Raw genomic sequence first — 22,046 nt, forward strand, 5'->3', positions numbered from 1 at the left:
TCCGGTTACACGCTCCTCAAGGTTATAACCGGAACGCTTTTCCCGTTGACCATAAGATTACCGGCAACCAGGGTGGAGGGGTCAGCCAGCGGCTCCCAGCAACAACCGTTGGAGGTATCGATCTGCTCCGTCGGTCCATCAAGCCAGAATGCCATGCCGCTGTTGGCTTTGAACAGGACAAGCAGGGGGCTGTCAGCCTTGGCTTCATTTTCTACCGAAGCCGAAGTTTTGGCCACCGGAATGGTCAGCGTTTTCAAGATGGCTTCCTCAAGAAAACCCAGTTCACCCCGGACAACCAAACCGATTTTGCCGAAAAAACCACGCTTAAGATTTTTCAAGGACAAAAAGGAGCCGCATTTTCTCACCCTGCCCCCTGGGGTATCCTCATAGACGATCTGCTCCGGCAGAAAACCCACCATTTTTCCACCCCAGGTGGCAAGCGCCACAGTCTGCCAGGGACAAGGCGTGGCCGCCGAGGCGGCTGGCTTTGCAGACTCGGCCGGAACAGCGGCATCCGCCTGATAATCCCCGCCCAAGGCATTGAGCAGATTCTGTTTTTGCTTTTCCAACCGTTCTCGCAACTCGGTGTGGATGGCATGCAATTTTTCATAGCCGGGGGTTTTGGCAAAAAGATTTTCAACCGGAATAATCCGTTTGGCAATACACTTCCCCAGTACAACAAGATGGGCATTCACCGCCTCAATCAGCACCTGGGCAGCCCTGGTGCCGGATGCAGCAGGAAGTTCCGGTAAAAAATCCTCGTCCCCGGAAACGGACTGAACCGGGGGGATGGTCGCCCGAACGGCAGCAGTTGGGGGGGAAATGGTTTTCTGCTCGCTTGCGGAGAGATTTTGCGTTTTGGGTGCTGCCGCCTGCCCAAACTGGCTGTAATCCTTTGGGATATTAGGGATAGCGGAACGCAGCTCCGAAAGGGTGGGGTCAATCAGGGTTTGCTCGACAAGGGAGAGATCTTCGGCACCTGCGGCGGCCCGTAAGGTTTGCAACCCTTCCTGCAAGATCTTCGGGGCGGAGGTGGGAACCCTTTGCGGGGCGATGACCATGACCTCCAGCAACCGGTCCATGAGCGCAAAAATTTCCGTCAGGGCGACCGCCTTATCCACCTCGAAACAGCCCTGGATTTCCTTGAGGGCATTCCGGGCTGTTTCTATATTGCCGGCTGAAATCTCCCAGTCCAGGGAGAGCAGCGCTTCCTCAAAGGGGATAAAGGCATCCGTTCCGTCGGCGGAAAGCAGGCTGACCGGCACGGGTACGACTTTTTCCGAGGTCGGCACGGCTGGCGCCGGAGTCGCCGATTTTTCGGAAACCGGGGCCACAGGAGTGTCCAACCCTGCCCCGGCATGGGGGGCAAAAAGGTTGTCAATGGCGTCGTCTATTTCGGCGTGAAAATCACGCTCGGGGGCATTGTCAGTCATAAACTCCATTCTCCTTGAGAAATCGCCAACCTCGGGACATTCCGGCAGGCCTATTTTGTCTCATGCAGCAGATGCTTATTGGTGACGTAACGCACAGTCTGTTTGCTGATTTCCCGCAAGGTTTCAAAGACCCCCATCCCCGTAACGGCCGAGGCCTCAAAGGTCTTTGCCTTGAAGACGCTATTGAGATCGGCGTCAAGTTCTTCCACGGTCAGGGTTGGGATCGGGGTACCGACAAGATCCCGTTTATTATATTGGATGACCAAAGGAATTTCTTCCAACTTGAGACCGTAATCCAGGAGGTTCGTCCGCAGGTCTTCCAGACTTTCGATGTTGCGCTCCCGCCGCACCTGAAGAGGGTCGGCAACAAAAACCAAGCCATCGGCCCCTTTCAGAACAAGCTTGCGGGTGGCGGCATACATGACCTGACCCGGCACGGTATAGAGCTGAATCCGGATATTAAACCCTCGAATTTTCCCCAGGTTCAAGGGCAGCAGGTCAAAAAACAGGGTCCGGTCGCCTTTGGTTTCGATGGTCAGCATCTTGCCCCGGGCATTATCCGCCATGGAGCTGTGCACGGTGAGCAGATTGGTCGTCTTGCCACATCGACCGGGGCCGTAGTAGACAATCTTGCAATGAATTTCCTTCTTGCTGAGATCAATGAGCGCCATTGGTCATCCTTCAAAAATTTGCAGGAGGGTATCGGTCAGGTCGGTCACCCGGCAGCGCACCAGGCCGAGGGAAACATCTTCTCCGAAAATGGTGATGAGAATAAGCTCTTCGCCGATCCGCCCGAAATGGATATTCCCGTTTTTCCCTTTATGAAAGAGCAGGGAAAAATCCTCCTCACCGATCAGTTTGGCGATCTGGGAGGTTGCTCCCAGATTGGCCGCAGCCAAGGCGGCCAGGGAAATGGCGTCGATATCATCGGAGTCATGTCCGCAGTTGGACAGGATATTGCCTGCCCCGTCGATGAGCAAGGCGGTGCGAACACCCGCCTGAATGAGCGAGCCTTCTATAGCATTCCTGGCTTTTTCCAGAATTTCCGCAGTCAGGATAAAATCTTGCATATCCCGTTTTCTCCCATGGTGAGGGTTTGGATGCTCCATCACAGCAAACAGGTAAGGTTGCCGCACACAGAGGGGGGCGAAAACTGCCGCTAAGCAGCTTCGGAACCGGCTGAAACGCTGTGTATCTGCTGAATTTCCGGCAAAACACGTCTCTATCGTGTACCTGGAAAAAAAACCCGTGTCAAGCGGAAAGCGTGCAGAAATAATGTACTGATTCCAATCAACTATGCAGGCATAGAAGAATTTACTCTGCTACGCAAAAATCCCGACACCATCCCTTGCCCGGAAACCGTCACGCCGAAAAAAAAGAGACCGTTTTGCTGCATTGCAAGAGGGAACACCTGGAAACAGCGCCTGTTTTTTTTAGACAATCCTCCTCTTCTCTCCTTGTCGAACCCCCTGAAAATGGAGTATCGTATCTTTTTTGGAAAAAATAAAAGAATCAGCCGGTTAGGCGGCAAGGATCTTCATCATGAACAAACCAGGCTATTTTGGACAATGGGGCGGCGCCTATATTCCGGAAGTGCTGTACGAAACCTTCCGGGAGCTGCGAGAGGTTTACGCCAAGGCCAAGGCAGATCCAGCCTTCTGGCAGGAATATGTCGCGCTTATGAGTTCGTACTCCTGCCGCCCCACCCCCCTGACCCACGCCGACAACCTGAGCCGTCACTTCGGCGGTGCCCAGATCTTCATCAAGCGCGAGGACCTCAACCACACCGGGGCGCATAAAGCCAACAACGTCATGGGCCAAGGATTGCTGGTCAAGCGGATGGGCAAGACCAGGGTCATTGCCGAAACCGGCGCGGGTCAGCACGGGGTGGCCTGCGCCACCATGGCCGCAAAGTTCGGCTTTGCCTGCACCATTTACATGGGCGAGGAAGACGTCCATCGCCAGCGGCCCAATGTCTTCTGGATGGAAAAACTGGGCGCCACCGTGGTCCCGGTCACCACCGGCAGCCGCACCCTCAAGGACGCGATCAACGAGGCCTTCCGCGACTGGGTTTCCAATATGGACACCACCCACTACGTGATGGGCACGGTCTGCGGCCCGCACCCCTTCCCGGAGATGGTCGCTTGGTTCCAGTCCATCATCGGGATAGAGGCACGGAAACAAATCATCGCCTCCCACGGGAAACTTCCGGCGCGGATCTACGCCTGTGTGGGCGGCGGCTCCAACGCCATGGGGATCTTCCAGGGCTTCCTGGCTGATTCCGAGGTAGAACTGATCGGGGTGGAGGCAGGCGGCAAGGGGATTGACACCGGCCAGCATGCAGCACGCCTCGCCAGCCAGGACGCTTCGCCCGGCGTGGCCCAAGGCTACAAAACCATGTTTCTCCAAGATTCCGATGGTCAAATGCTCGACACCCATTCGGTGGCCGCAGGTCTTGACTACATCGGGGTCTCTCCCCTGCTCACCGACCTTTGGGAAAAAGGGCGGGTCCGCTTTACCGCGGCCACCGACCAGGAGGTCATGGCGGCGCTGGATCTGACCATCAAAAAGGAAGGGATCATCCCGGCCCTCGAATCCAGCCATGCCTTTGTCCAGGCCTTTAAGGAAGCGGGAGAGCTGTCCAGCGATCAGGCTATCATTATCAACCAGTCCGGCCGGGGCGACAAGGACATCTTCACCATTGCCCATGCCTTTGATGATCCGTCCTGGAAGGAGTTTATCCGGAAGAAAGGAGAGGAATATGCAACTCGCTGAGCAGCTCCGGGAAGCCCGGAGCAAAAAAGATATTTTGCTCATGACCCATCTGGTGCTGGGCTACCCATCCTTTGCGGCAAACCGTGAGGTAATTCACCAGATGGTAGAAAACGGCGTGGACGTGATCGAACTCCAGATCCCCTTTTCCGAACCCATGGCCGACGGCCCCATGATCATCAAGGCCAACCAGGAAGCCATCGCCTCCGGGACCACGGTCGCAGACTGCCTCGCATTTGCTGCGGAGATGGCGGCACAACACAAGATCCCCTTCCTGTTCATGACCTACTATAATATCCTCTTCAAATACGGCGTGCGGGAGTTCCTGCACAAGGCAAAGGAAATCGGCATCCGAGGCTTCATCATCCCTGATCTCCCCCCCGAAGAAGGCGAGGAATATCTTCGGCTGGCGAAGGAGTTTGATCTTGCCGCGATCCAGATCTTCGCCCCCACCTCCACCGAGGAACGGATGCGCACCCTGGCCGGACATGGGGACGGGTTTATTTACTGCGTGGCCCGGCGGGGCGTCACCGGCAGCAAGACCGAGTTCGACGCTTCCTTCGACGACTACCTGGCCCGCTGCCGCAAGGCAACGGATCTGCCGCTCGCCGTGGGCTTTGGCATCAGCAGCCGGGAAGACGTGCAAATCCTGACCGGCAAGGCCGATCTGGCCGTGATCGGCACCGCTACCATCCGGCTGGTGGAAGAAAAAGGGGCGGCGGCGGTGGGCCCTTTCATCGCCGGGCTCCGCTAGACGATGAAAGCCGGCCCCTCAGATGCCGACAAAACGCTGACAAACGAGACCTCCCGTCTCCATGAACTTGCGGCCCTGTGCCTTGAGTGGGCCTGGGAAACAGATGCACAGGGCAATTTCACCTATTGTTCGCCAAGCTGTACTGTGCTCTATGGCTATAAGCCCATGGAACTCCTGGGTTGCAACAGCATCGAAACGCTCATCCCCCCGGAAGATCGGGAGACCCAACGACAAATCCTGGAAAAGATCCGCCTGAGCAAAAAACCTAGAAACGGCTGGCGGCGACGGGGAGTTCGGAAAGACGGCACCGTCATCCCCATCGAAACCCACTGCCTGCCCCTATTGGCAAGAACAACCGTGGTGGGTTTCCGCGGCATCTCCAGAGACATCAGTGCATTACAGGCACTCGAACTCCGCCTCGAGCACAAGGCCCGAGAACTCACAGAAGTCAACAACGCCCTCACCCTTCTCCTCCATCAAGCCGCCGAAGCCAGAGCCGAGCACGAACGCAGAATTCATGACAATCTCCAACGGTTGGTAATCCCCTATCTCGACAAAATACAGGACCGGGCCAAGGACGAGGAACTGCAGCTCTACCTACGGGTGGCATTAAACAATCTTGAAAAAATCACCTCCACCTTCAGCCTGGCGCTCTCCACCAGGTTGGACGGACTTACCCCCCGGGAGCTGGAGATTGCGGAACTGACCAAACAAGGCAGATCCACCAAGGAAATGGCCGCTATCCTTGATATTTCCAGCCGAACCGTAGAATTTTACCGCGATAAACTTCGCGTTAAACTCGGCCTCAAATGTAAAAAAATCAATCTGCGCTCATACCTCTCTTCCCTTGTCTGACACGCATTCCCACTGACCCAGTATTTTTCCCGTATTGCTATTGACGTCCAACTCCATTAATAGCAAAACTCTGCCGTAGCGGCAGCCTGCCACCAAACCGGGGGGAACGGTGGCAAAAAAACCGCCCTTTCCGCCTGACACTTTCGGCCTAAAATTTCGGCTCCAACGTTCCGGCATGAGTACAATTGAAAGCAGAAATACAACAGGAGCGTATAGCTTGAATACCCCCGGAAACATCCCCCTAACCCTGCTCCCCTTGCTTTTCAACCCAATCCTGGATGACGTCCATTGCGCTGTGTGTGTTATTGAAATCCGCAGGGACGACTTCGGCACTCCCACGGAATTTGTGGGCAGGGTTGCCAGCCAGCTTTTGTGCGAATTACTCTCGCTGAAAGAAGGCGACATCCTAGGAAAGACACTGCCGGAATCCCTCAGCCAAACCCTGGCTCTGCCTGCACTGCTGCACGAACTCACCCTCTCCGTAACACCACAAATACACAAAGAGTTTCTTCTTGGGCCCGGCCGGATCTGCACCCTCCAGGCGCATCTCCCTTGCCCGGAGCTGCTGATCATAGCCATCCGCAATACGCAACCCTTACAGGCAATGGTCAGCTCCCAGGCCGAAGTGATTCTTGCCAGCCTGGGGGAGCCATGCACCATCATCGACCGTAACTTCAGCATTCTCTACGAAAACGAAACAGCCAAGCAACTCTGGGGCTCCAACTTTGGCAGAAACTGCTACACCATCTACCATGGCCGACAGAGCCGCTGCGAATCGTGTCATGCCGAGGAAGTTTTTAACGACGGGGAAATCCACAAAAACGAAAAAGTGGCCCGCATTGATGGCAGCGAACGCCACCTGGAGATCACCTCGGCACCGTTAAAAGATGATACCGGTCAGGTCACCGCCGTGGTGAATATCACCCACGATGTAACCATCCGCAAGATGACGGAGAAGGGCAAGGAACATCTCATCCGAGAGCTACAATCCTCCCTGACCAAGACAAAAAGACTCAACGGCCTTCTGCCCATCTGTTCCTACTGCAAAAAAATCAAGGATAAGAGCGGGTCCTGGCAACAACTGGAGAGCTATCTTCGCAGTCACGCCGAGGTGGAGTTCAGCCACGGCATCTGCGAGGAATGCGGAGAACAACACCATCCCCAGGTTTTCCCCAAGAAAAAGTAAACGCAGCCAATTTCTGGTCCGCAGCTCTTTTTTTTACATTTTGTTTTACAGTTCCCTGGCAGACAGGGTAGATTTATTATAATAGAGAGAACGGCATCCGGCCGCACCCCGAGCTCAGACCGCTACCCCGCCACAAATACGATACCAACCATGGGCCCAGACAAAACTCTCAGGGAGATATTCAGCAAGGTCAACATGAGCGAGCTTCCTGCCATGTCCGACCATGTTGAAGAACTCCTCCAGCTCCTCAACAGCGACGAATCCAGCGCCGAAGAAATCGCTGCGGTTATTCTCAAGGATGCCTCCCTGACCACCAAATTGTTGCAGGTGGTCAACTCGGCTTTCTACAGCCGGTCGGCCCCCATTTCCAACATCAGCCGGGCCATCACCACCCTCGGCCTTACCACCCTGAAGGAACTGGCCGTCAGCCTGGCCCTGTTTGAAGATTTCCTGAAGGCCGGCGTTGAAAAGGAAGAGATCAGCAAGCTCCTGGCCCTCTGCTTCGTCAGCGCCTCCCAGGCAAAGATTCTTTGCCGGGCCAAGAAAATCAATGTGCAGGAAGAAGAGGTCTTTATCTGTACCCTGCTGCACCAGCTGGGCAAACTCATCATCCTGGTCTATCTCCCGGAGCTGTACCGCAAGGCCCAGGATCTCATCGACCGGGGCTACTCGGATGAATTTGCCGCGAAAACGGTGCTGAACGACCTCACCTTCTCCTCGGTGGGCATGGAAATCGCTCGCTTCTGGAATTTTTCCGAAAAGATCGTCCTGAGCATGGGGCAGAACCCGCCCCAGCCGACCAACAAATTCGACTCCCAGCTCTACCTCCTCAATGTCGCGGCCTTCTGCAACCGCCTGACCTCGATCCTCTGCTACGGCTCAAGCCTGGAACTCGGGGAGTTACTCCTGCACTACGGACCAATCCTGGGGATCAGCAAAAAGGAGGCCTTCGGCCTGGCCAACAGAAGCCTGGAGGTCGCCGAAGCAATGTCGGACAACATCATCCGTTTCGGCTTGGCCAAGCTCAAGATCAGGACCAGGATCGCGCAGAAAGCAGGAACCTCCCCCTGACCCCCCGCAGGGGGAAATCAGGGCCGAGAGAAAAAGGGCGCATGCCCCCACGATCTCCAGCCCCGCAATTCTCCCCTACGAACCTTACGAATCAGATGGTTTCGCCGGTGGCGATGTTCAGGGAAGGGAAATCCCCACCCTTGCGGGAGGGGGTCACCACGCAGTTGCGGCCGATCACGGTCCGGTCCGGCACCTCCGCCTCCTTGCCGATCAGGGTGATCCCGGTGTAAAGATGCTTCGGGAATGACTTGTTTGGCGTTGCCTTGTCCTCACCCTGCCCCACCACTACCCCCTGCCCAACCCGGACCCGTTTATCGAGAATGGCCAGATCCACCACCGCCCCCTCCTCAAGAATGCAGTCGTGCAGGATGATGGAGTCCTTGACCCGGACATGCTTTCCCACCCGCACCCCGGGCGAGAGCACGGAATTGAGCACCTCTCCTTCAATAACACAGCCGGCCGAGATCATGGAGCCTTCCACCACACAACCCTGGGCAAAGCGGGCGGGACAGCGGTCCTCCGCCAACCGATCCGCATAGGGGTTTGGCCGGATGCCCCAGGCCTGCGGGGAGATCTCGGAATCGACTTTCAGCAGATCCATGTTCGCTTCCCAGTATGCCTGGACCGTACCCACATCCCGCCAATAGCCATGAAAAGGATAGGCAAAAACATTATCCCGCTCGATGGCCTTGGGAATGAGATGCATGCCGAAGTCCACCTCCTCGCGATTTTCCTCAAGCAACCGCAGCAGATATTCGGTATCAAAGACATAGATTCCCATGGAGGCCAGATCGGTGCGGGGCACCTTGGGTTTTTCCTCCCATTCGATGATACGCCCCTCATCGTTGGTGATCCCGGCCCCGAACTGATGGATCTCGGAAAGCGGCACCACCATCATGGCGATGGTCACCTGGGCCTGCTTCCGACGATGGAACCGGAGCAGATCGTCGAGATCCATGCGGTAGATATGGTCCCCGGAAAGGATGATCGTTTCCTTTGCCGGGTGGGCGCGGATAAAATCGATGTTCTGGCGCACCGCGTCGGCGGTGCCCTTGTACCAGTCGGAATCATGGGCTCCGGTGCGGGGGGGGAGGATCTTCACCCCCCTGGTCCGGCCGGTGAAATCCCAGGCCTCGCCGGTGCCGAGATGACGCATCAGGGAAAGGGGCTTGTACTGGGTGAGCACCCCGACCTGACTCAAGCCCGAATTCATCACGTTACTCAAGGAAAAATCAATGATCCGGTAGAACCCGGCAAAGGGCACGGCCGGCTTGGCCCTGGTCTGCACCAGAACATTGAGGCGGCTGCCGACCCCGCCGGCCAGCAGGAGAACCAGGGTATTGTCGCCTAGGATCATCGGACCACCTCGCCGTTGCCGATTTCCCCGACCATCTGCTCCGGTCGCAGATTGGGGTGCAGGGTGCAGCCGGAACCGATCACCATGCCGTCGAGGAGATGGTTGTTCCAGCCGATCACGGTCACCTTCTCGCCTTGGGGCACCCCGGCAGCACCGCCGACCCGAACCCGGGCGCCGAAGGTCACGTTGACATCGCTCACCACCGTGTCGAGGATGGCCCCGTGTCCCACCACATTGTCGTAAAAGAGCACGGAGTTCTTCACCTCCGCCCCGGACTTGACATGAACCCCGGGAAAGAGGATGGAGTTCTCCACCCGCCCTTCCACGACACAGCCGTTATAGACCAGGCTGTTCTCAATGCTGGCCCCGGTCCCCACCTTGAGAGGCTGGCAGTCCCGGACCGACCGGTGCTCCAGATTGGTGCGGATGCCCCAGTCTGCAAGGCGGATCTTCGGTTCCGGACCCAGGAGGTCCATATTGGTCTGCCAATATTCATCAACCGTCCGGGTGTATCCCCAATAGCCGCGAAACTTAAAACCGAACACCCGCCGCTGGCTTGCCATGATCCGGGGCAGGATATCCCGGCCGAACTCAAAGGAATCGTCCTCCCGGGCATTGGCCTCCAAGACCTCATAGAGGACGGAGGGCCTGAAGCAGTAGACGGTGAGCGAAGCCCAGTTGAATTTGGGGTCGACCGGTTTTTCCTGGTACTGCAGGATGCGGCCGCCGCGCTCGCCGTCCTCGTCGTCGATCTCCGCCACCCCGAAACGGCTGGCCTCAGGCATGGGAACCTGCAGGCAGGCGATGGTCAGGTCGGCATCCTTCTCCCGATGGTACTGGAGGATCTCCCGGTAATCCATCTGGTAGACATGGTCGCCGGAGAGGACCAGAATGGTTTCCGGATCGTGATACTGAATAAAATCGAGATTCTGATGGATGGCATCCGCCGAACCACGGTACCAGCTGCTCTGGCCCGAGCCCTGGGAAGGGGGAAGGATGGAAACCCCACGGTACCGCCCGGTCATGTCCCAAGCCGCGCCGACCCCGATATGATTGATCAGGGAAAAGCTCCGGTACTGACTGAGAATGGCGACCCGTTCCAGGCCGGAATGCATGAGATTGCTCAGGGCGAAATCGATCACCCTGGCAAAACCGCCGAAGGGGACAGCCGACTTGGGCCGGTAGGCGGTGAGCACGTTCAACTCATCAACGCGCCCCCCGGCAAGGATCATGGCCAGAACCTTCGGTTTCAGTTTCATGGAATGCCTGAAAAAAGAGGGGAATTGCTACTTCAGTTCCTGGTTGCAAGTCCATTATGGAAAGGGTTGCGCCAAAAAGCAAGCAGAGGAATGTGAACGGAGCAAGATTTCCCAAAAGATCTGGTGCCCATCGCACCAAAGCGGACAGGCGAGGAGAGGTTACAGCAGATGTTTGGTGGTGAGGCGCATCAGGGTCTTGGTAGAGAAATCCTGCATCTCCACAGGGAGATTACGGAGCGGCACCTCGGCTCTGGCCGCTTCCCGGTGTCCTCCCGCGGAACCGATCGCATTAAACATCTTCTCCGCCAGCCGGCCGGCATTTTTCTTGTAGCCGTCACAACGGAAGATGACCACCAGCTTATCGTTGTGCATGCCGGAAACAAAAACCCAGGCGACCTCATGGACCTGATTGAGGAAATCGGCGATAAGCACCAGCATATCCGGGCTGGGAACCCGACCAAGATGGGCATAGAGCCGCTGCTTGCTCACCTTCATTTCGTTGAGGGCGGTCTTAAAATAATTCAGCTCCGAACGTCGGAAGGAAGATTGCTCTATCTTGCGGACCAAGTTTGGATTGGCGATATTGAAGAGATAGCGGAAGGAGATGGCGTCCGCCAAGGTGGCCTTTTTTTCAAAATTCCGGGTATCCACCTTGATCGCATAAAAAAGGGCGGTGGCCAAGGCCACCGAGGGCTTCAGATTTGCGGCCCGCAGGTACTCGACAAGCATGGAAGCGGTGGCGCCAAAATCCTTGCGGATATCGACAAAAGGAGCCACCCACCCCTTGGTGGCGGGATGGTGGTCAATGACCACGTCAAAGGTGATATTCTCGAAACAGGGCAGATGACTGGGCTGGGAATCGAGCATCACCTTCTTGCTGAAACTCCCGATCTTGACCGTATGCAAACGCTCCATGGGGATCTTCAAGAGATCCACCATAACCACGTTGTTGAGCCGGCGGATTTCGTTGGGATAGGCGATGGTGACGCTTTTGACCCGGTAGCGGAGCAGACGCTTCACCGCCATGGCGCTGGCAATGGCGTCCGGGTCGGCATTGATCACCACCAAAACCTCATCCTCCTTACTAAAAAGACCCCAGAACTCCAGCAAGCGATCCTTGGCGGTCTTCTTTTTATTGGATATCGGTTTTTTAGGAACCTCAATCTTTCCGTTCATGCCCACGCCATCATCCCCGCCGCCCATGAAAAGCAGACCGAAAACCGTCCGCCCAGATCTGTGCATCGCCAAACAACCGATGCCCTATACCACATGCAAAGATAAATTTCAAATTGCCCTTCGCAAACTATTCCCCGTCAAAGAACGGGACCGAAGGGAAGAGCGCATGCTCGGTGTGGGGAATAAAGCGGGAGCCGGAAAAACGCAGCATGAACTCCTGGTTGACGTTCAACTCGATGTAGGTGATCTTTTTCACCAGTTCCAGGCACCGTTGCCGCGCCGCGCTTTCCAGCAGGATCCGCTGGGCTCCGGCCAAGGAGCTGTTGCCCACCGGTTCATAGGTGGCAAGGGGCAGATCGGGCAGCATTCCCAAAACAATGGCCTGCCTCGGCGAGATATGGCGGCCAAAAGCGCCGGCCACATAGATCCGGTGCAGATCAACAAAAGCGACCCCCACCTGGTTGGTCAGGGTGGTGAGGATGGCATACATGGCCGCCTTGGAACGCATGAGGGCATCGAGATCCACCTGCCCCAGCACCACGGGCTGGCCATCCGCCGAATCCTTGCCCGGAACCACCACGAACTGGTAGCCGTCGCTCCCCGGAATCAAGCGATCGCCGTCAGCCTGGGGCCGGAACTTGCCCCGGATATCGATCTGCCGGGTCAGATAGAGCTCCGCCACCAGATCGATGAGCCCGGAACCGCAGAGCCCCTTGGGCTTGCCCTTGCCGATGGTTTCATACCGGATCTCGCCGCTGTCCGGATCGATCCGCACATGCTCGATGGCGCCGGGGCCCGCCCGCATCCCCATCCGGGCCACGCCGCCTTCCAGGGCCGGGCCTGCAGCGCCGGCACAGGCGATGAGCCACTCCCGGTTGCCGACAATGACCTCGGCATTGGTACCCACATCAATGAGCATGCAGGTCTCCGTCTGCTGGTCCAACCCGCTCGCCAGCACGCCGGAGATCAGATCCCCGCCGAAATAGCTGCCCACGCTGGGCAAAAGCCAAACCGGCGCGGCCGGGTGGATGGCCAGGTTCAATTCTCCGGCCAGACAGGGATCCGGAGCGTTGACCATGGGAATGTATGGCTCGCGGCAGAGATGGTAGGGATTGATCTTGAGAAAAAAATGAACCATACTGGTATTGCCGGACACGGAAAGGGCCCGGATCTCGGCCACCGCCAGACCGGCCGCCCCGGCAAGCTCCGCGGCCAGCTGATTGACCGAGTCGATTATTGCCCGGTGCAGCTCGGCCAGCCCCTCGTCTTTGGCTGCATGATGGATTCGGGTGAGGATATCGGCCCCGTAGCGGATCTGGCCATTTTCCAGGTCTGCTCGAGCCAGGATTGCGCCGGTACCCAGATCAAGCAGGGTTGCTTCGAGATGGGTGGTCCCCAGATCGAGGGCCATCCCGGCCAGAATCACCACCGGCTGGGGGAGAAAATCAACCAGCACCGGAGGGCCGGGGAGCACATTAATAATCGCACTCCCCTGAAAGCCGGCGGCGCGGAAGCGGCCGGCCACCTTGGCCAAACGATGATAGGGCACCACCGGTATTGCCCCGTTTAGATGCGGGGCCAGCGCCTTTTTCAAGCGATCGAGATCGCCGGTATTATCGCCAAGACTGGGAGGGAGCGCGGCCACGGGAATGGTATGCACCAAGGCGTTCAGCATAACCGGGCAACTCCGAAAAGATTCTTCATGGGCTTCTGTATCATGCCCGATATACTATGCCTCCTGCCGGGAAAAGTCCCTAAAAAAATGGACCGGGCAGCCCCGAGCACATCAGAACAGCGACAGGCTTGACGTTCAGGATGGGCAATGGTAAAGAGCCAGATCAGGGTCGAAAATTACGAATAGCCTCAGAGCTGTAACTGTTCAGCAGCGCCACTTCGCTGCTGCCGCAGAGGCGCGACAGAGGCCTAAGCGCTATACATCGGTGCGTTTAAACCGATAACAGCCAAGCGAGCACAGCGAGACTGCGAAGCAGAGCGCTGCTGCAGGACAGTTATAACATGCCCTTATTGCTCTATACTTACATCGCCACCGAGATCCTGGCCCCGTTTTTCGCGAGCTTTCTCATCATCAATGCCATCCTCTTTCTCGGCAAGCTTGTCCCCCTGCTGAACATGATCTTCGACTTCGGCGTCGGCTCCGGCGACTTCCTCCGCCTCTGCGCCTACATGCTCCCCAACCTGATGCTCTTTTCCATTCCCATGGCCAGCATGACCGCGGTCATTGTCGCCGTAACCAGGATGGTGAACGACAATGAGATCATGGCCCTCAAGGCCAACGGCATCGGCCTGGTTCGTCTGCTGCCGCCGGTTTTCGTCATCGCGCTCGCCACCTCCCTGCTCACTTATTTTTCCGCGGTCACCCTGATTCCCCAGGGCACCCTGGCCATGAAAACGCTTTTTATCCAGATGGCAAAGGAAAAAATCGATCAGGGCGTGCAGCCCGGGCAGTTCAGCGAAGGACTGGCCAATGTTGTCTTGTATATCGATGCGGTTGATCCACAAACCAGACAATGGCAAGGGGTCTATGTCTCCGACATGCGGCACGGTGATACCCCCATGACCATCGTCGCCAAAACCGGCACCCTCACCGCCCAGCCGGAGAAGATGCTGCTCACTCTCTCCCTGGCGGACGGCACCCTGCACCGGGCCAACGAAAATATCACTCAGACCATCCGCTTTGACCGCTACCAGGTCAACCTGCCCATCAAGGCACCCACCGAAATCGCCGGCACCTCCCTGAGCGAGGTGGGGAAAAACGGCCTGAGCCAGGCGCAGCTCCTGGAACAGGTGACTCGCCATGGGGCAAAAAGCGTTATCGGCATGGGCATGCTCATGGAGTACCATGTCCGCATGGCCATGCCGGCGGGCGGCTTCATCCTGACCATTCTGGGTCTGCCCCTGGCCATGCTGGCCCGGCCCGGCCGCAGGCCGGTGGGGGTGCCGCTGGGCCTGCTGTTTTTCGTCCTCTACTATGTGCTGTTCACCGCCGGTCGGGCCATTGCCGAAAGCGGCCATCTCCCGGTCGCCCTCGGTCTCTGGCTGTCCAACATCCTGATGGCTTTTTTCACCGTCATGCTCACCCGGCAGGTGGCCAAAGAGAGCGTCCCCCTCTTCCTCACCCGCCTGAGCGGGCCGGCCCTGGCCCTGCTGGCCAGACTGCCGGGAAGCAAAATCGGAGGGAAACTGCCATGAAGCTGCTGGATCGCTACCTCATGGCCCAGTTCGCCAAGAACCTGGTGCTGGTCATCTGCTCCCTGATCGCCATCTATCTGCTCGTCGATTTTTTCGAGCGGCTGGACAACTTCCTGGAAGCAAAAAAGACCATCGGCCTGGCGATCCAGTTCCTGCTGCTCAAGCTGCCCTTCATGTACATGCAGCTCATCCCGGTCTGTCTCCTGCTGGCCGGCATCATCACCCTGGGCATCCTCAATCAGCATCTTGAATTCATGGCCCTCATGGCCAGCGGGATCAGCGTTCTCCGCATCATCCGCCCACTGCTGGTCGCGGCGGCTCTTTTCACCCTGCTCACCCTGGCCATCGGCCAATGGCTGCTTCCCCCCACCACCGCCGCGACCAACCGCATCTGGTACGAGGAGGTCAAACGTGAAATCCCCAGGGGGATCATTCGCGATGGCCGCACCTATTTCCGGGGCACGGAAGGGATTTATTCCTTTGTCCGTCCCAACCCGAACAAAAACGAGTTCCGCAACTTCTCCTTTACCGCCTTTGATGCCGAACACGGCTTGATCACCATGCTCACCGCCGACAGCGCCAGCTGGGAGAGTGGCAATTGGCTGCTCAAAAACGGCCAGCAAAAACAACGCAACGACAAGGGGGGCTTTTCCGTCTCTCTTTTTAAAACGCTCTCCCACGGCTTTGCCGAAGCGCCGGAGGAGTTCTTTGTGCCGCCATACAAAATCGAGGAGCTTTCCTACACCAAGCTGCTGCGGCAGGCCAGGGACAGCAAGGCTTCCAACCATGAGGCGCTGGTGGAATTCCACCGCCGTCTCTCCTATGCCTTCCTGGGCATTCCCCTGCTCCTTCTGGGAATCCCGGTGCTGCTCTCCGTGCATAAAACCAGGGGCCGCGATCTGGCGCTGGCCATCCCGGTCAGTTGCGGCTTGGCCTTTGCCGCCTGGGGCGGCTGGAGCGCCACCCAGTCCCTGGCCACGACCGCCGTACTGCCGCCGGGCATCGCCTCCTGGTCCATCCATGTGCTGACCATCGGCCTCGGCTGTTTCCTCTTAAAAAAACACAACCAGTAACCCCCGCGACATGGCCCACGATTCAGCACCATTAGCCGCCATCCTTAGCCGCTTCCGGAAGATCGGCATCATCGGCATCCCGCCCCTGGCCGTGATCCGGACGGCGAACGAACATGGCCTCGTCATCCACGACCTGGACGAGCCCTTGGTCCGCGAAGATCTCGAGACCGCCAGCCCTTTTCTCCCCCGGGTTTACTGCGCCATCCTCCGCACCGCCGTGGTCAACGCCCTGCACCTTGAACTCGATGCCATCTATGTGGACACCGGCCCGGGCAAGTGCGATTGCGCCCTGCACACGGCAACGATCCTGGCCGAGGCGTTACCCATTCCGGTGATCTCCACCAAGAATATGGACAGTGTTGCCTACGGCACCCCGCTCTGCCAGGCATGCCTGCCCCTCACCGCCCGGATGGTGGCCATTACCGCAGGGGTCAAATCCGCAGCCCCCTACGACAAACCGATGCAGCCCTGTCTGCCCACCGCCGCTTTCTGGGGGGTGCCGCCCAGGGATTTCTCGATCCTCGATCTCTTTCCGGCAACCACCCACATCTACGGCTGGGCCCGCTGCATGGAAAACAAGACCCCGGCCGATCACGAGCTGGAAGCGCTGTACAACCCCCAGGTGCCCACGGTTTTCTTCGCCCAGTCCTTTTGCGCCAAAACCGCCCTGGCCCGCTATCTGGCGAAAAAACACCCCCACGCCCTCTATCTGGATGTGGATGTGCACACCAGCAGCAGTGCCCGGGCCAAGGTCCAGGCCTTTCTCGAGCTTTCCGGGGTGCACCCATGATCCTGGGCGATTTCGGCACCTCCTACTGCAAATTTCTTGATCTCGCGGCACCGAATGGTGGGCCGACCATCATGGCCACCAAGGAACTGCCCAAGGGCCTGCGGGTGGATCTCGCCACCGGCCACAACGGAAAGCGCTTTGCCGACCGCTATATCAACGAGCTGATTGCCCTGGCCAGGGGCGGCGAGACCCTGATCAGAGATGAAGAATACGTGCTGCTCGACTGCGGCAGCCGCGACATCAAGTTTATCAAGTATCAGAACGGCAAGCTGGCGGACATGGGGTGGAACGCGGAATGCGGGGCATCGATGGGCTTCACCATCGAGCTGCTGGAGCGGTATTATGACTTGGACTATGCTCACCTCCAGGTCCCGGAGCAGACCTTTTCCGTGACCTGCGGGGTCTTGGGGATGAGCGATATCTTTGACGCGGTGATCTCCGGGGTCCCGGTGGCCGAGGCGGTGGCCCGCTTTGTCAAGGGAATCGCCATCAATGCCTACCGCTTCGCCGGTTCCCCGGCCAAGCTCTACCTCTCCGGCGGGCTCTGCGACAACCCACTTTTTATGGGGAGCTTTCCCTGCCAGGTCACGCCGCTGGGCCGCTTCGTACTCCTGCGCGGCTTGGAGGCGAGCGCGGCAACACCCTCCTCCGACTCCGAGCCGAGGTAAAACCGGTGCCTACACCCGCATCAGAGCGGCCAAACTGCCTGGCCTGCCTCCACTTCTACATCACCCACGAAGCATCGCGTCCATACGGCTGCAGGGCCTTGGGCTTCAAATCCCTGCAGTATCCCTCAATGGTGGTGTTTGCCAGCTCCGGCATCCATTGCCAGGTTTTTTCCGCGAAAAACCGGCGGACGCAAACCGAGCATAAGTAAAAGAACATATTGACGTGATGCCATCTTCCCAGCATTTCTGAATGAACCTTTCTGCTGTTCCCTTTTTCTTCTTTTGCGTGCCCAAAAGAAGAAACAAGAAAAAGGCACCCCAGCCAGTCCTGGCCCTGCGGGCTCCCCTCACTTCTCGACGATGGCGGGACGCAGAAAAACTCGGGCTTCGCCCTCAGACAGTCGGAGTCTTCGCTTACCTTCTGCGTCTTTTCCGCCCCCGTCTGCGAGGCTCGGCAGGACAAATGGGGAGAATAAATAAATTCCCATTGGCACGCAGCCGAGCACCGGAGAGGCTGCCGAAAAGGGATTTGCACTGTCTGAGCGAAGCGAGTTTGCAAAGCCACAGCAGCATCGAGGAGCACAGGGCATCCCGCCCACGGCGGGACAAGGGACACAGGGTGCCCTTTCTTCGCCGCTTCGCTGCTGGTTCGTTTCTTTGTACCCTGAAGGGCATAAAGTTCCGCAAAGAAATGAACAAAGGAATACCCTCGATTTCTCAGAATGGTGGGAATGGTTGTGACTCAGAGATGTTACGAATCAACAGAAATAAGAACCACACTCTGCCGCAGCTGGTCTGCACTAAACACCGTTTCCACCCCCTCAAGCAGTCCCAAGGCGACAAGCCGTTTGACATTGGCGTTGCCCTTGCCCCGGTAGATGGACTCGTCCGCCTTGGCAAGCGACAATCGGTGGGATTGGTGGCGCGGCCGGGCTCCAAGCGCGGCGCGGAGCTGGTTGAAGAAGAGCCGGGAAAGCACCAACTCGCCAAAGGCCGGATGGTAAGGGCCGGCAAGCATCGTTTCTTCCAATGATGCAGAAGGCTGCAACCCCATGCGCACCACCGGAATCCCCTGCGCCGTAAAAATAGACCAGAGCCGACCACCCAGGGCCACCCCCTGCAACAGAGACAAGGGGCGATACTCCCCCTTGCGGTAGAGTTCCGCCAAGGGACTGCCGGAGATCACCAGGCAGGGGTAGAGCCGGACCATATCCGGGCGCAATGCCGCAGCGTGTCTGGCGCTGGCCAAGGCCGTTGTCGTACTGTCGCCGGGCAATCCGAGCATGAGCTGCAGCCCCACCCGGATCCCTGCCTCTTTCAGACAGGCAACCGCAATGCCGACCTGGGCCGCGCTATGGCCCCGGCCGCTGGCCGCGAGCACCCGGTCATCCAGCGACTGGGCGCCCAACTCCACGATACCGACTCCCTGCTCTTTCAAGAATCCGGCGATTTCCGGGGTTATGTAATCCGGGCGGGTGGAAAGCCTCAGTTCCCGAACCTGTCCCGAGGCCAGAAAGGGCTGGGCCGCGCCGAGCAATTCCCGCTGCCGATCCATGGCAAGGCCGGTGAAGCTGCCCCCGTAAAAGGCGACCTGCACCGGGGCCTCGGGATGGCGGCGGGGCCAGGCAAGCTGGGTGCGGATGGTCTCCGCCACCTCGCGGCCACCGACCATCCCCTCGGCGGCACCGGTGATACTGCGCTGGTTACAGAAGAGGCATTGATGGGGACAACCCTGATGGGCAATGAAGATGGGGATGACAAAGGGAGATGGCATGACGTTAGAAGAAGCACGCTCTGAAACCACGGCTCACTTGGTGCCCTGCCCGGGCTTGGCGAGATTCTTGAGCGCCATGGCCGCAGCTTCCTGCTCCGCTTCCTTCTTGCTGCGGGCGCTGCCCCGGCCAAGAATTTCCTCCCGGAAACGGACCGAGACATGGAAGGTTTTGTTATGATCCGGCCCTTCATCCCCCTCCAAGACATAGCGGGGGCCTTCGTTGAACCGCTCCTGCAAAAGCTCTTGGAGCGAACTCTTGGCATCGGCGAGGAACATGCTCTGCTGGCGGTCGTCAAACCAGGGAATAAAATGACGCTCAACAAATCCGGCGGCGGCCTCATAGCCACCATCGAGAAAAATGGCCCCGGCCACCGCTTCAAAGGCACAGGAAAGGATGGAGGCCTTTTCCCGGCCGAGATTGGCCTCTTCACCCTTGCCCAGCAGGAGAAATCTGCCCAGATCGAGATCTTTTGCCATCCGGGCCAGGTGTCGCTCGTTGACCAGAGCCGACCGCAGCCTGGTGAGATCCCCCTCCTGCATCTCCGGGAAATGGTGAAAAAGCGCGTAGCCGACGGTGAGATCGAGCACCGCGTCCCCTAAAAACTCCAGGGTCTCGTTGTCCTTCTGGCCCTGCCGCCCCTGCTCAAAGGCGTAAGAGCTGTGGACCATCGCTATCTGAAGATGGACGCGGTCACGGAACGCGTAGCCGAGACTTTCCTCAAGCAGGTACAGGTCTGGTTGCGGTGTTTGCGTAAGGGAATTGATGGTCACGATATCTAGGGCAATGGCTAAGAGTAATCGGTAAGGGCGCTGGCCCTTGCGGCAACGAAACACCATACCGCAACCGCCGAAAAAGGGCAACGGATCAGCCGCTCCGGCGCATGGCTTTCCCCCTTTTTTCCTTGCCTGCCGCAGGGCAGCGCGGAACACACATTTTCCCTTGTCAAAAAAACGATCTGCGTTTAAGATTGCCCCCACCAAAAAGGCGGCGTAGCCAAGTGGTAAGGCAGTGGTCTGCAAAACCATTATTCAGCGGTTCAAATCCGCTCGCCGCCTCCATTAAACATCCAAAAGGGTCAGCCAGTTACGGCTGGCCCTTTTTTTGTCTGAAAATCCCCCTCCCCCACCCAAGCAAAAACACAGGTCTACTTTTCCGCCCTAACCCACCGTCTTGAAACAATAAACCCTTGTATTGCTCCTATTTGTCAGGTAGACAGATAACATCCCGACTATTTTTAGCCGGAATTATATAGCTCGCTCGATAACACCCCCATACGGGGTGGATAGGTAGCTATTTAAGCAAAAAATACCCAGAAATTGCCCAGAAAAATCAATTAAAGGGCCAAAAATCGAGCCGAAAAAAACAACTCGAGCTAGCTCGATAATATTATTGTTATCTGCCTAATCAATTTTGGAGAAAGATATGCCGATAGACGATTATCACGGAGAAACATTTGTCGCCTTTGTCGATATATCTGGCTTTAAAGCTTTGATGAAGAACAGAGAGGATGCGTACAAGGCTTTGAGTAGATTCTATCAAATTGGCTACGATGTTTTAGGCTCAGAAACAAACAGGATAAATCCTAACAGAGTTGATGGGATTTTTATTTCTGACTGTGGCGTACTGTTTTCACGATGCAATGGACAGGATATTGAAAACCCTCGAAATCAAGTGATTGCTCTGGGACACCTTCTTGAAATAATAGAAAGTATTTCAAAACGGATGATAGCTGATAATTTTATGCTTACAGCATCAATCTCTTTTGGACAGTTCGATTATCATGAAAGAGCAAATTTTGTTGGAATAGAAAAAAACCTCATGCTTGGGAATGCTTACCTAGAGGCATATTTAGATAATGAAGTAGGAAAACCAAAATTGGAACCGGGGCAATGTCGCATTGTTAACCATAATCAAGACAACAACCTTTTTACTTTAGTTGAAGCAAGTGACGCCCCGCCATTTAATAGAGTTGTTAAAAATCAAAGAGACTCAAAGCATCTCTACTTTTACTGGATGGTTCCGTCCGAGAATGAAATTGATAATTTTACTCAAAATTATAAAGATGCCTACAATCAAAAATACAGTGGCATGTTAAAAGCCCTAAGAATGTTTGCAAATAATAATGACGTCATCAGATAACAAACGCTTAGAGAGGGACGCGGTAAACTTATGCGGCGCTGACGCGGTCAAGTTCATTGGCCGCGCCCCTCAAGCGAAGCGTTGCGGAAGAAATGAAATGAGGCTCTGGTCGATTAATCCAAGCTATCTAGACTCGAAAGGCCTTGTTGCCCTTTGGAGAGAAGCCCTGCTTGCCAAAAACGTACTGGAAGGCAAAACAGTCGGATACAAAAACCATCCACAATTGGTTCGGTTTAAAAGCACCTCAAATCCGGTTGGTGCTATTGCGAGCTACTTGAGGGCAATTGCAGAGGAAGCCGAGAGCAGAGGATACAACTTCGACAAGAGTAAGATTCCAAACAAAAGGATAAACAGTAAAATTATTGTTACTAGCGGGCAGGTTGATTACGAATTCAATCACCTGTTAAACAAACTTAAGTTCAGAGATCCAGGCTTGCATGAAAGTATGCGCGGTTCCAAAAGAATAAGAGTTCACCCGTTATTTACTAAGGTTCGTGGCAATGTTGAAAATTGGGAAGTTATTTGATG

Annotated in this window: 21 protein-coding genes and 1 tRNA gene; 13 read left to right on the forward strand and 9 right to left on the reverse strand. The window is 56.7% G+C overall.

Annotation, left to right across the window (positions count from 1 at the left end; genetic code table 11):
• Positions 1 to 5: 5 nt before the first annotated feature.
• From OLX77_RS00750 to OLX77_RS00760, 3 genes are read right to left on the reverse strand one after another with little or no spacing between them, the layout of a single operon-like run.
• The gene (locus OLX77_RS00750; protein ID WP_307631668.1) at positions 6 to 1,433 is read right to left on the reverse strand and encodes a hypothetical protein; all 1,428 of its coding nucleotides are present in this window, start codon (positions 1,431 to 1,433) and stop codon (positions 6 to 8) included.
• A gap of 50 nt (positions 1,434 to 1,483) precedes the next feature.
• Positions 1,484 to 2,104: a GTP-binding protein gene (locus OLX77_RS00755; protein WP_307631669.1), complete on the reverse strand. Its 621-nt coding sequence runs from the start codon at positions 2,102 to 2,104 to the stop codon at positions 1,484 to 1,486.
• Between the two features lie 3 nt (positions 2,105 to 2,107).
• Positions 2,108 to 2,503: a roadblock/LC7 domain-containing protein gene (locus OLX77_RS00760; RefSeq protein ID WP_307631670.1), complete on the reverse strand. Its 396-nt coding sequence runs from the start codon at positions 2,501 to 2,503 to the stop codon at positions 2,108 to 2,110.
• Between the two features lie 472 nt (positions 2,504 to 2,975).
• Between OLX77_RS00760 and trpB the strand changes: the two genes are divergently transcribed.
• The 5 genes from trpB to OLX77_RS00785 all read left to right on the forward strand — a co-directional run bounded on the left by trpB (position 2,976) and on the right by OLX77_RS00785 (position 8,071).
• Complete coding sequence (gene trpB, locus OLX77_RS00765) at positions 2,976 to 4,208, forward strand: tryptophan synthase subunit beta (protein WP_307631671.1); 1,233 nt, start codon at positions 2,976 to 2,978, stop codon at positions 4,206 to 4,208.
• Positions 4,195 to 4,959 carry a tryptophan synthase subunit alpha gene (gene trpA, locus OLX77_RS00770; RefSeq protein ID WP_307631672.1) on the forward strand — a complete coding sequence of 255 codons (765 nt, stop codon included), beginning with the start codon at positions 4,195 to 4,197 and terminating at the stop codon, positions 4,957 to 4,959. The genes trpB and trpA overlap by 14 nt, the downstream gene beginning before the upstream one ends.
• 3 nt (positions 4,960 to 4,962) lie before the next feature.
• A complete protein-coding gene (locus OLX77_RS00775; protein ID WP_307631673.1) occupies positions 4,963 to 5,814 on the forward strand; it encodes a PAS domain-containing protein in 852 nt (283 codons plus the stop codon).
• A gap of 217 nt (positions 5,815 to 6,031) precedes the next feature.
• Positions 6,032 to 7,000, forward strand: coding sequence for a PAS domain-containing protein (locus OLX77_RS00780; RefSeq protein WP_307631674.1), 969 nt, complete (start codon positions 6,032 to 6,034; stop codon positions 6,998 to 7,000).
• Between the two features lie 150 nt (positions 7,001 to 7,150).
• Entirely contained in the window at positions 7,151 to 8,071 is a 921-nt protein-coding gene (locus OLX77_RS00785) for an HDOD domain-containing protein (RefSeq protein ID WP_307631675.1), read from the forward strand.
• Between the two features lie 91 nt (positions 8,072 to 8,162).
• Here the strand turns inward: OLX77_RS00785 and OLX77_RS00790 are convergent, their stop codons facing one another.
• The 4 genes from OLX77_RS00790 to OLX77_RS00805 form a co-directional block, all read right to left on the reverse strand.
• Positions 8,163 to 9,428: a glucose-1-phosphate adenylyltransferase family protein gene (locus OLX77_RS00790; protein WP_307631676.1), complete on the reverse strand. Its 1,266-nt coding sequence runs from the start codon at positions 9,426 to 9,428 to the stop codon at positions 8,163 to 8,165.
• Complete coding sequence (locus OLX77_RS00795; protein WP_307631677.1) at positions 9,425 to 10,687, reverse strand: glucose-1-phosphate adenylyltransferase family protein; 1,263 nt, start codon at positions 10,685 to 10,687, stop codon at positions 9,425 to 9,427. The genes OLX77_RS00790 and OLX77_RS00795 overlap by 4 nt, the downstream gene beginning before the upstream one ends.
• A gap of 159 nt (positions 10,688 to 10,846) precedes the next feature.
• Positions 10,847 to 11,929, reverse strand: a complete 1,083-nt coding sequence (locus OLX77_RS00800; RefSeq protein ID WP_307631678.1) for a DHH family phosphoesterase — start codon at positions 11,927 to 11,929, stop codon at positions 10,847 to 10,849.
• Positions 11,930 to 11,990: 61 nt separating this feature from the next.
• On the reverse strand, positions 11,991 to 13,538 hold the full coding sequence (locus tag OLX77_RS00805) for an ASKHA domain-containing protein (RefSeq protein WP_307631679.1): 1,548 nt from the start codon (positions 13,536 to 13,538) through the stop codon (positions 11,991 to 11,993).
• 341 nt (positions 13,539 to 13,879) lie between these two features.
• Between OLX77_RS00805 and OLX77_RS00810 the strand changes: the two genes are divergently transcribed.
• The 5 genes from OLX77_RS00810 to OLX77_RS00830 are packed head-to-tail and all read left to right on the forward strand — an operon-like array spanning position 13,880 to position 17,813.
• Positions 13,880 to 15,073, forward strand: a complete 1,194-nt coding sequence (locus tag OLX77_RS00810) for an LptF/LptG family permease (protein WP_307631680.1) — start codon at positions 13,880 to 13,882, stop codon at positions 15,071 to 15,073.
• Positions 15,070 to 16,146 (forward strand): LptF/LptG family permease, encoded by a 1,077-nt coding sequence (locus tag OLX77_RS00815; RefSeq protein WP_307631681.1) that lies wholly within the window; start codon positions 15,070 to 15,072, stop codon positions 16,144 to 16,146. Before OLX77_RS00810 ends, OLX77_RS00815 begins: the two co-directional genes overlap by 4 nt.
• 10 nt (positions 16,147 to 16,156) lie before the next feature.
• Positions 16,157 to 16,936: a hypothetical protein gene (locus tag OLX77_RS00820; RefSeq protein WP_307631682.1), complete on the forward strand. Its 780-nt coding sequence runs from the start codon at positions 16,157 to 16,159 to the stop codon at positions 16,934 to 16,936.
• A complete protein-coding gene (locus OLX77_RS00825; RefSeq protein WP_307631683.1) occupies positions 16,933 to 17,604 on the forward strand; it encodes an ATPase in 672 nt (223 codons plus the stop codon). Before OLX77_RS00820 ends, OLX77_RS00825 begins: the two co-directional genes overlap by 4 nt.
• A 5-nt stretch (positions 17,605 to 17,609) precedes the next feature.
• Positions 17,610 to 17,813: a uracil-DNA glycosylase gene (locus tag OLX77_RS00830; RefSeq protein WP_307631684.1), complete on the forward strand. Its 204-nt coding sequence runs from the start codon at positions 17,610 to 17,612 to the stop codon at positions 17,811 to 17,813.
• A gap of 542 nt (positions 17,814 to 18,355) precedes the next feature.
• Here OLX77_RS00830 and OLX77_RS00835 read toward each other — a convergent pair.
• Positions 18,356 to 19,408, reverse strand: a complete 1,053-nt coding sequence (locus OLX77_RS00835) for an elongator complex protein 3 (RefSeq protein ID WP_307631685.1) — start codon at positions 19,406 to 19,408, stop codon at positions 18,356 to 18,358.
• A gap of 3 nt (positions 19,409 to 19,411) precedes the next feature.
• Positions 19,412 to 20,308 carry a ribonuclease III gene (rnc, locus tag OLX77_RS00840; protein WP_307631686.1) on the reverse strand — a complete coding sequence of 299 codons (897 nt, stop codon included), beginning with the start codon at positions 20,306 to 20,308 and terminating at the stop codon, positions 19,412 to 19,414.
• Positions 20,309 to 20,362: 54 nt separating this feature from the next.
• Here rnc and OLX77_RS00845 point away from each other — a divergent pair.
• The 3 genes from OLX77_RS00845 to OLX77_RS00855 all read left to right on the forward strand — a co-directional run bounded on the left by OLX77_RS00845 (position 20,363) and on the right by OLX77_RS00855 (position 22,044).
• Positions 20,363 to 20,437, forward strand: a tRNA-Cys gene (locus OLX77_RS00845).
• Between the two features lie 364 nt (positions 20,438 to 20,801).
• Entirely contained in the window at positions 20,802 to 21,518 is a 717-nt protein-coding gene (locus OLX77_RS00850) for a hypothetical protein (protein ID WP_307631687.1), read from the forward strand.
• Positions 21,502 to 22,044: a pyrimidine dimer DNA glycosylase/endonuclease V gene (locus OLX77_RS00855; protein WP_307631688.1), complete on the forward strand. Its 543-nt coding sequence runs from the start codon at positions 21,502 to 21,504 to the stop codon at positions 22,042 to 22,044. Before OLX77_RS00850 ends, OLX77_RS00855 begins: the two co-directional genes overlap by 17 nt.
• Positions 22,045 to 22,046 lie beyond the last annotated feature (2 nt).

The organism is Thiovibrio frasassiensis (assembly GCF_029607905.1).
GTDB lineage: Bacteria > Desulfobacterota > Desulfobulbia > Desulfobulbales > Desulfurivibrionaceae > Thiovibrio > Thiovibrio frasassiensis.

Coding starts and splice junctions, on each gene's coding strand:
- OLX77_RS00750 (WP_307631668.1), bottom strand. CDS start 1,433: ATGACTGACAATGCCCCCGAGCGTGATTTTCACGCCGAAATAGACGAC.
- OLX77_RS00755 (WP_307631669.1), bottom strand. CDS start 2,104: ATGGCGCTCATTGATCTCAGCAAGAAGGAAATTCATTGCAAGATTGTC.
- OLX77_RS00760 (WP_307631670.1), bottom strand. CDS start 2,503: ATGCAAGATTTTATCCTGACTGCGGAAATTCTGGAAAAAGCCAGGAAT.
- trpB (WP_307631671.1), top strand. CDS start 2,976: ATGAACAAACCAGGCTATTTTGGACAATGGGGCGGCGCCTATATTCCG.
- trpA (WP_307631672.1), top strand. CDS start 4,195: ATGCAACTCGCTGAGCAGCTCCGGGAAGCCCGGAGCAAAAAAGATATT.
- OLX77_RS00775 (WP_307631673.1), top strand. CDS start 4,963: ATGAAAGCCGGCCCCTCAGATGCCGACAAAACGCTGACAAACGAGACC.
- OLX77_RS00785 (WP_307631675.1), top strand. CDS start 7,151: ATGGGCCCAGACAAAACTCTCAGGGAGATATTCAGCAAGGTCAACATG.
- OLX77_RS00790 (WP_307631676.1), bottom strand. CDS start 9,428: ATGATCCTAGGCGACAATACCCTGGTTCTCCTGCTGGCCGGCGGGGTC.
- OLX77_RS00795 (WP_307631677.1), bottom strand. CDS start 10,687: ATGAAACTGAAACCGAAGGTTCTGGCCATGATCCTTGCCGGGGGGCGC.
- OLX77_RS00800 (WP_307631678.1), bottom strand. CDS start 11,929: ATGCACAGATCTGGGCGGACGGTTTTCGGTCTGCTTTTCATGGGCGGC.
- OLX77_RS00805 (WP_307631679.1), bottom strand. CDS start 13,538: ATGCTGAACGCCTTGGTGCATACCATTCCCGTGGCCGCGCTCCCTCCC.
- OLX77_RS00810 (WP_307631680.1), top strand. CDS start 13,880: ATGCCCTTATTGCTCTATACTTACATCGCCACCGAGATCCTGGCCCCG.
- OLX77_RS00815 (WP_307631681.1), top strand. CDS start 15,070: ATGAAGCTGCTGGATCGCTACCTCATGGCCCAGTTCGCCAAGAACCTG.
- OLX77_RS00820 (WP_307631682.1), top strand. CDS start 16,157: ATGGCCCACGATTCAGCACCATTAGCCGCCATCCTTAGCCGCTTCCGG.
- OLX77_RS00825 (WP_307631683.1), top strand. CDS start 16,933: ATGATCCTGGGCGATTTCGGCACCTCCTACTGCAAATTTCTTGATCTC.
- OLX77_RS00850 (WP_307631687.1), top strand. CDS start 20,802: ATGCCGATAGACGATTATCACGGAGAAACATTTGTCGCCTTTGTCGAT.
- OLX77_RS00855 (WP_307631688.1), top strand. CDS start 21,502: ATGACGTCATCAGATAACAAACGCTTAGAGAGGGACGCGGTAAACTTA.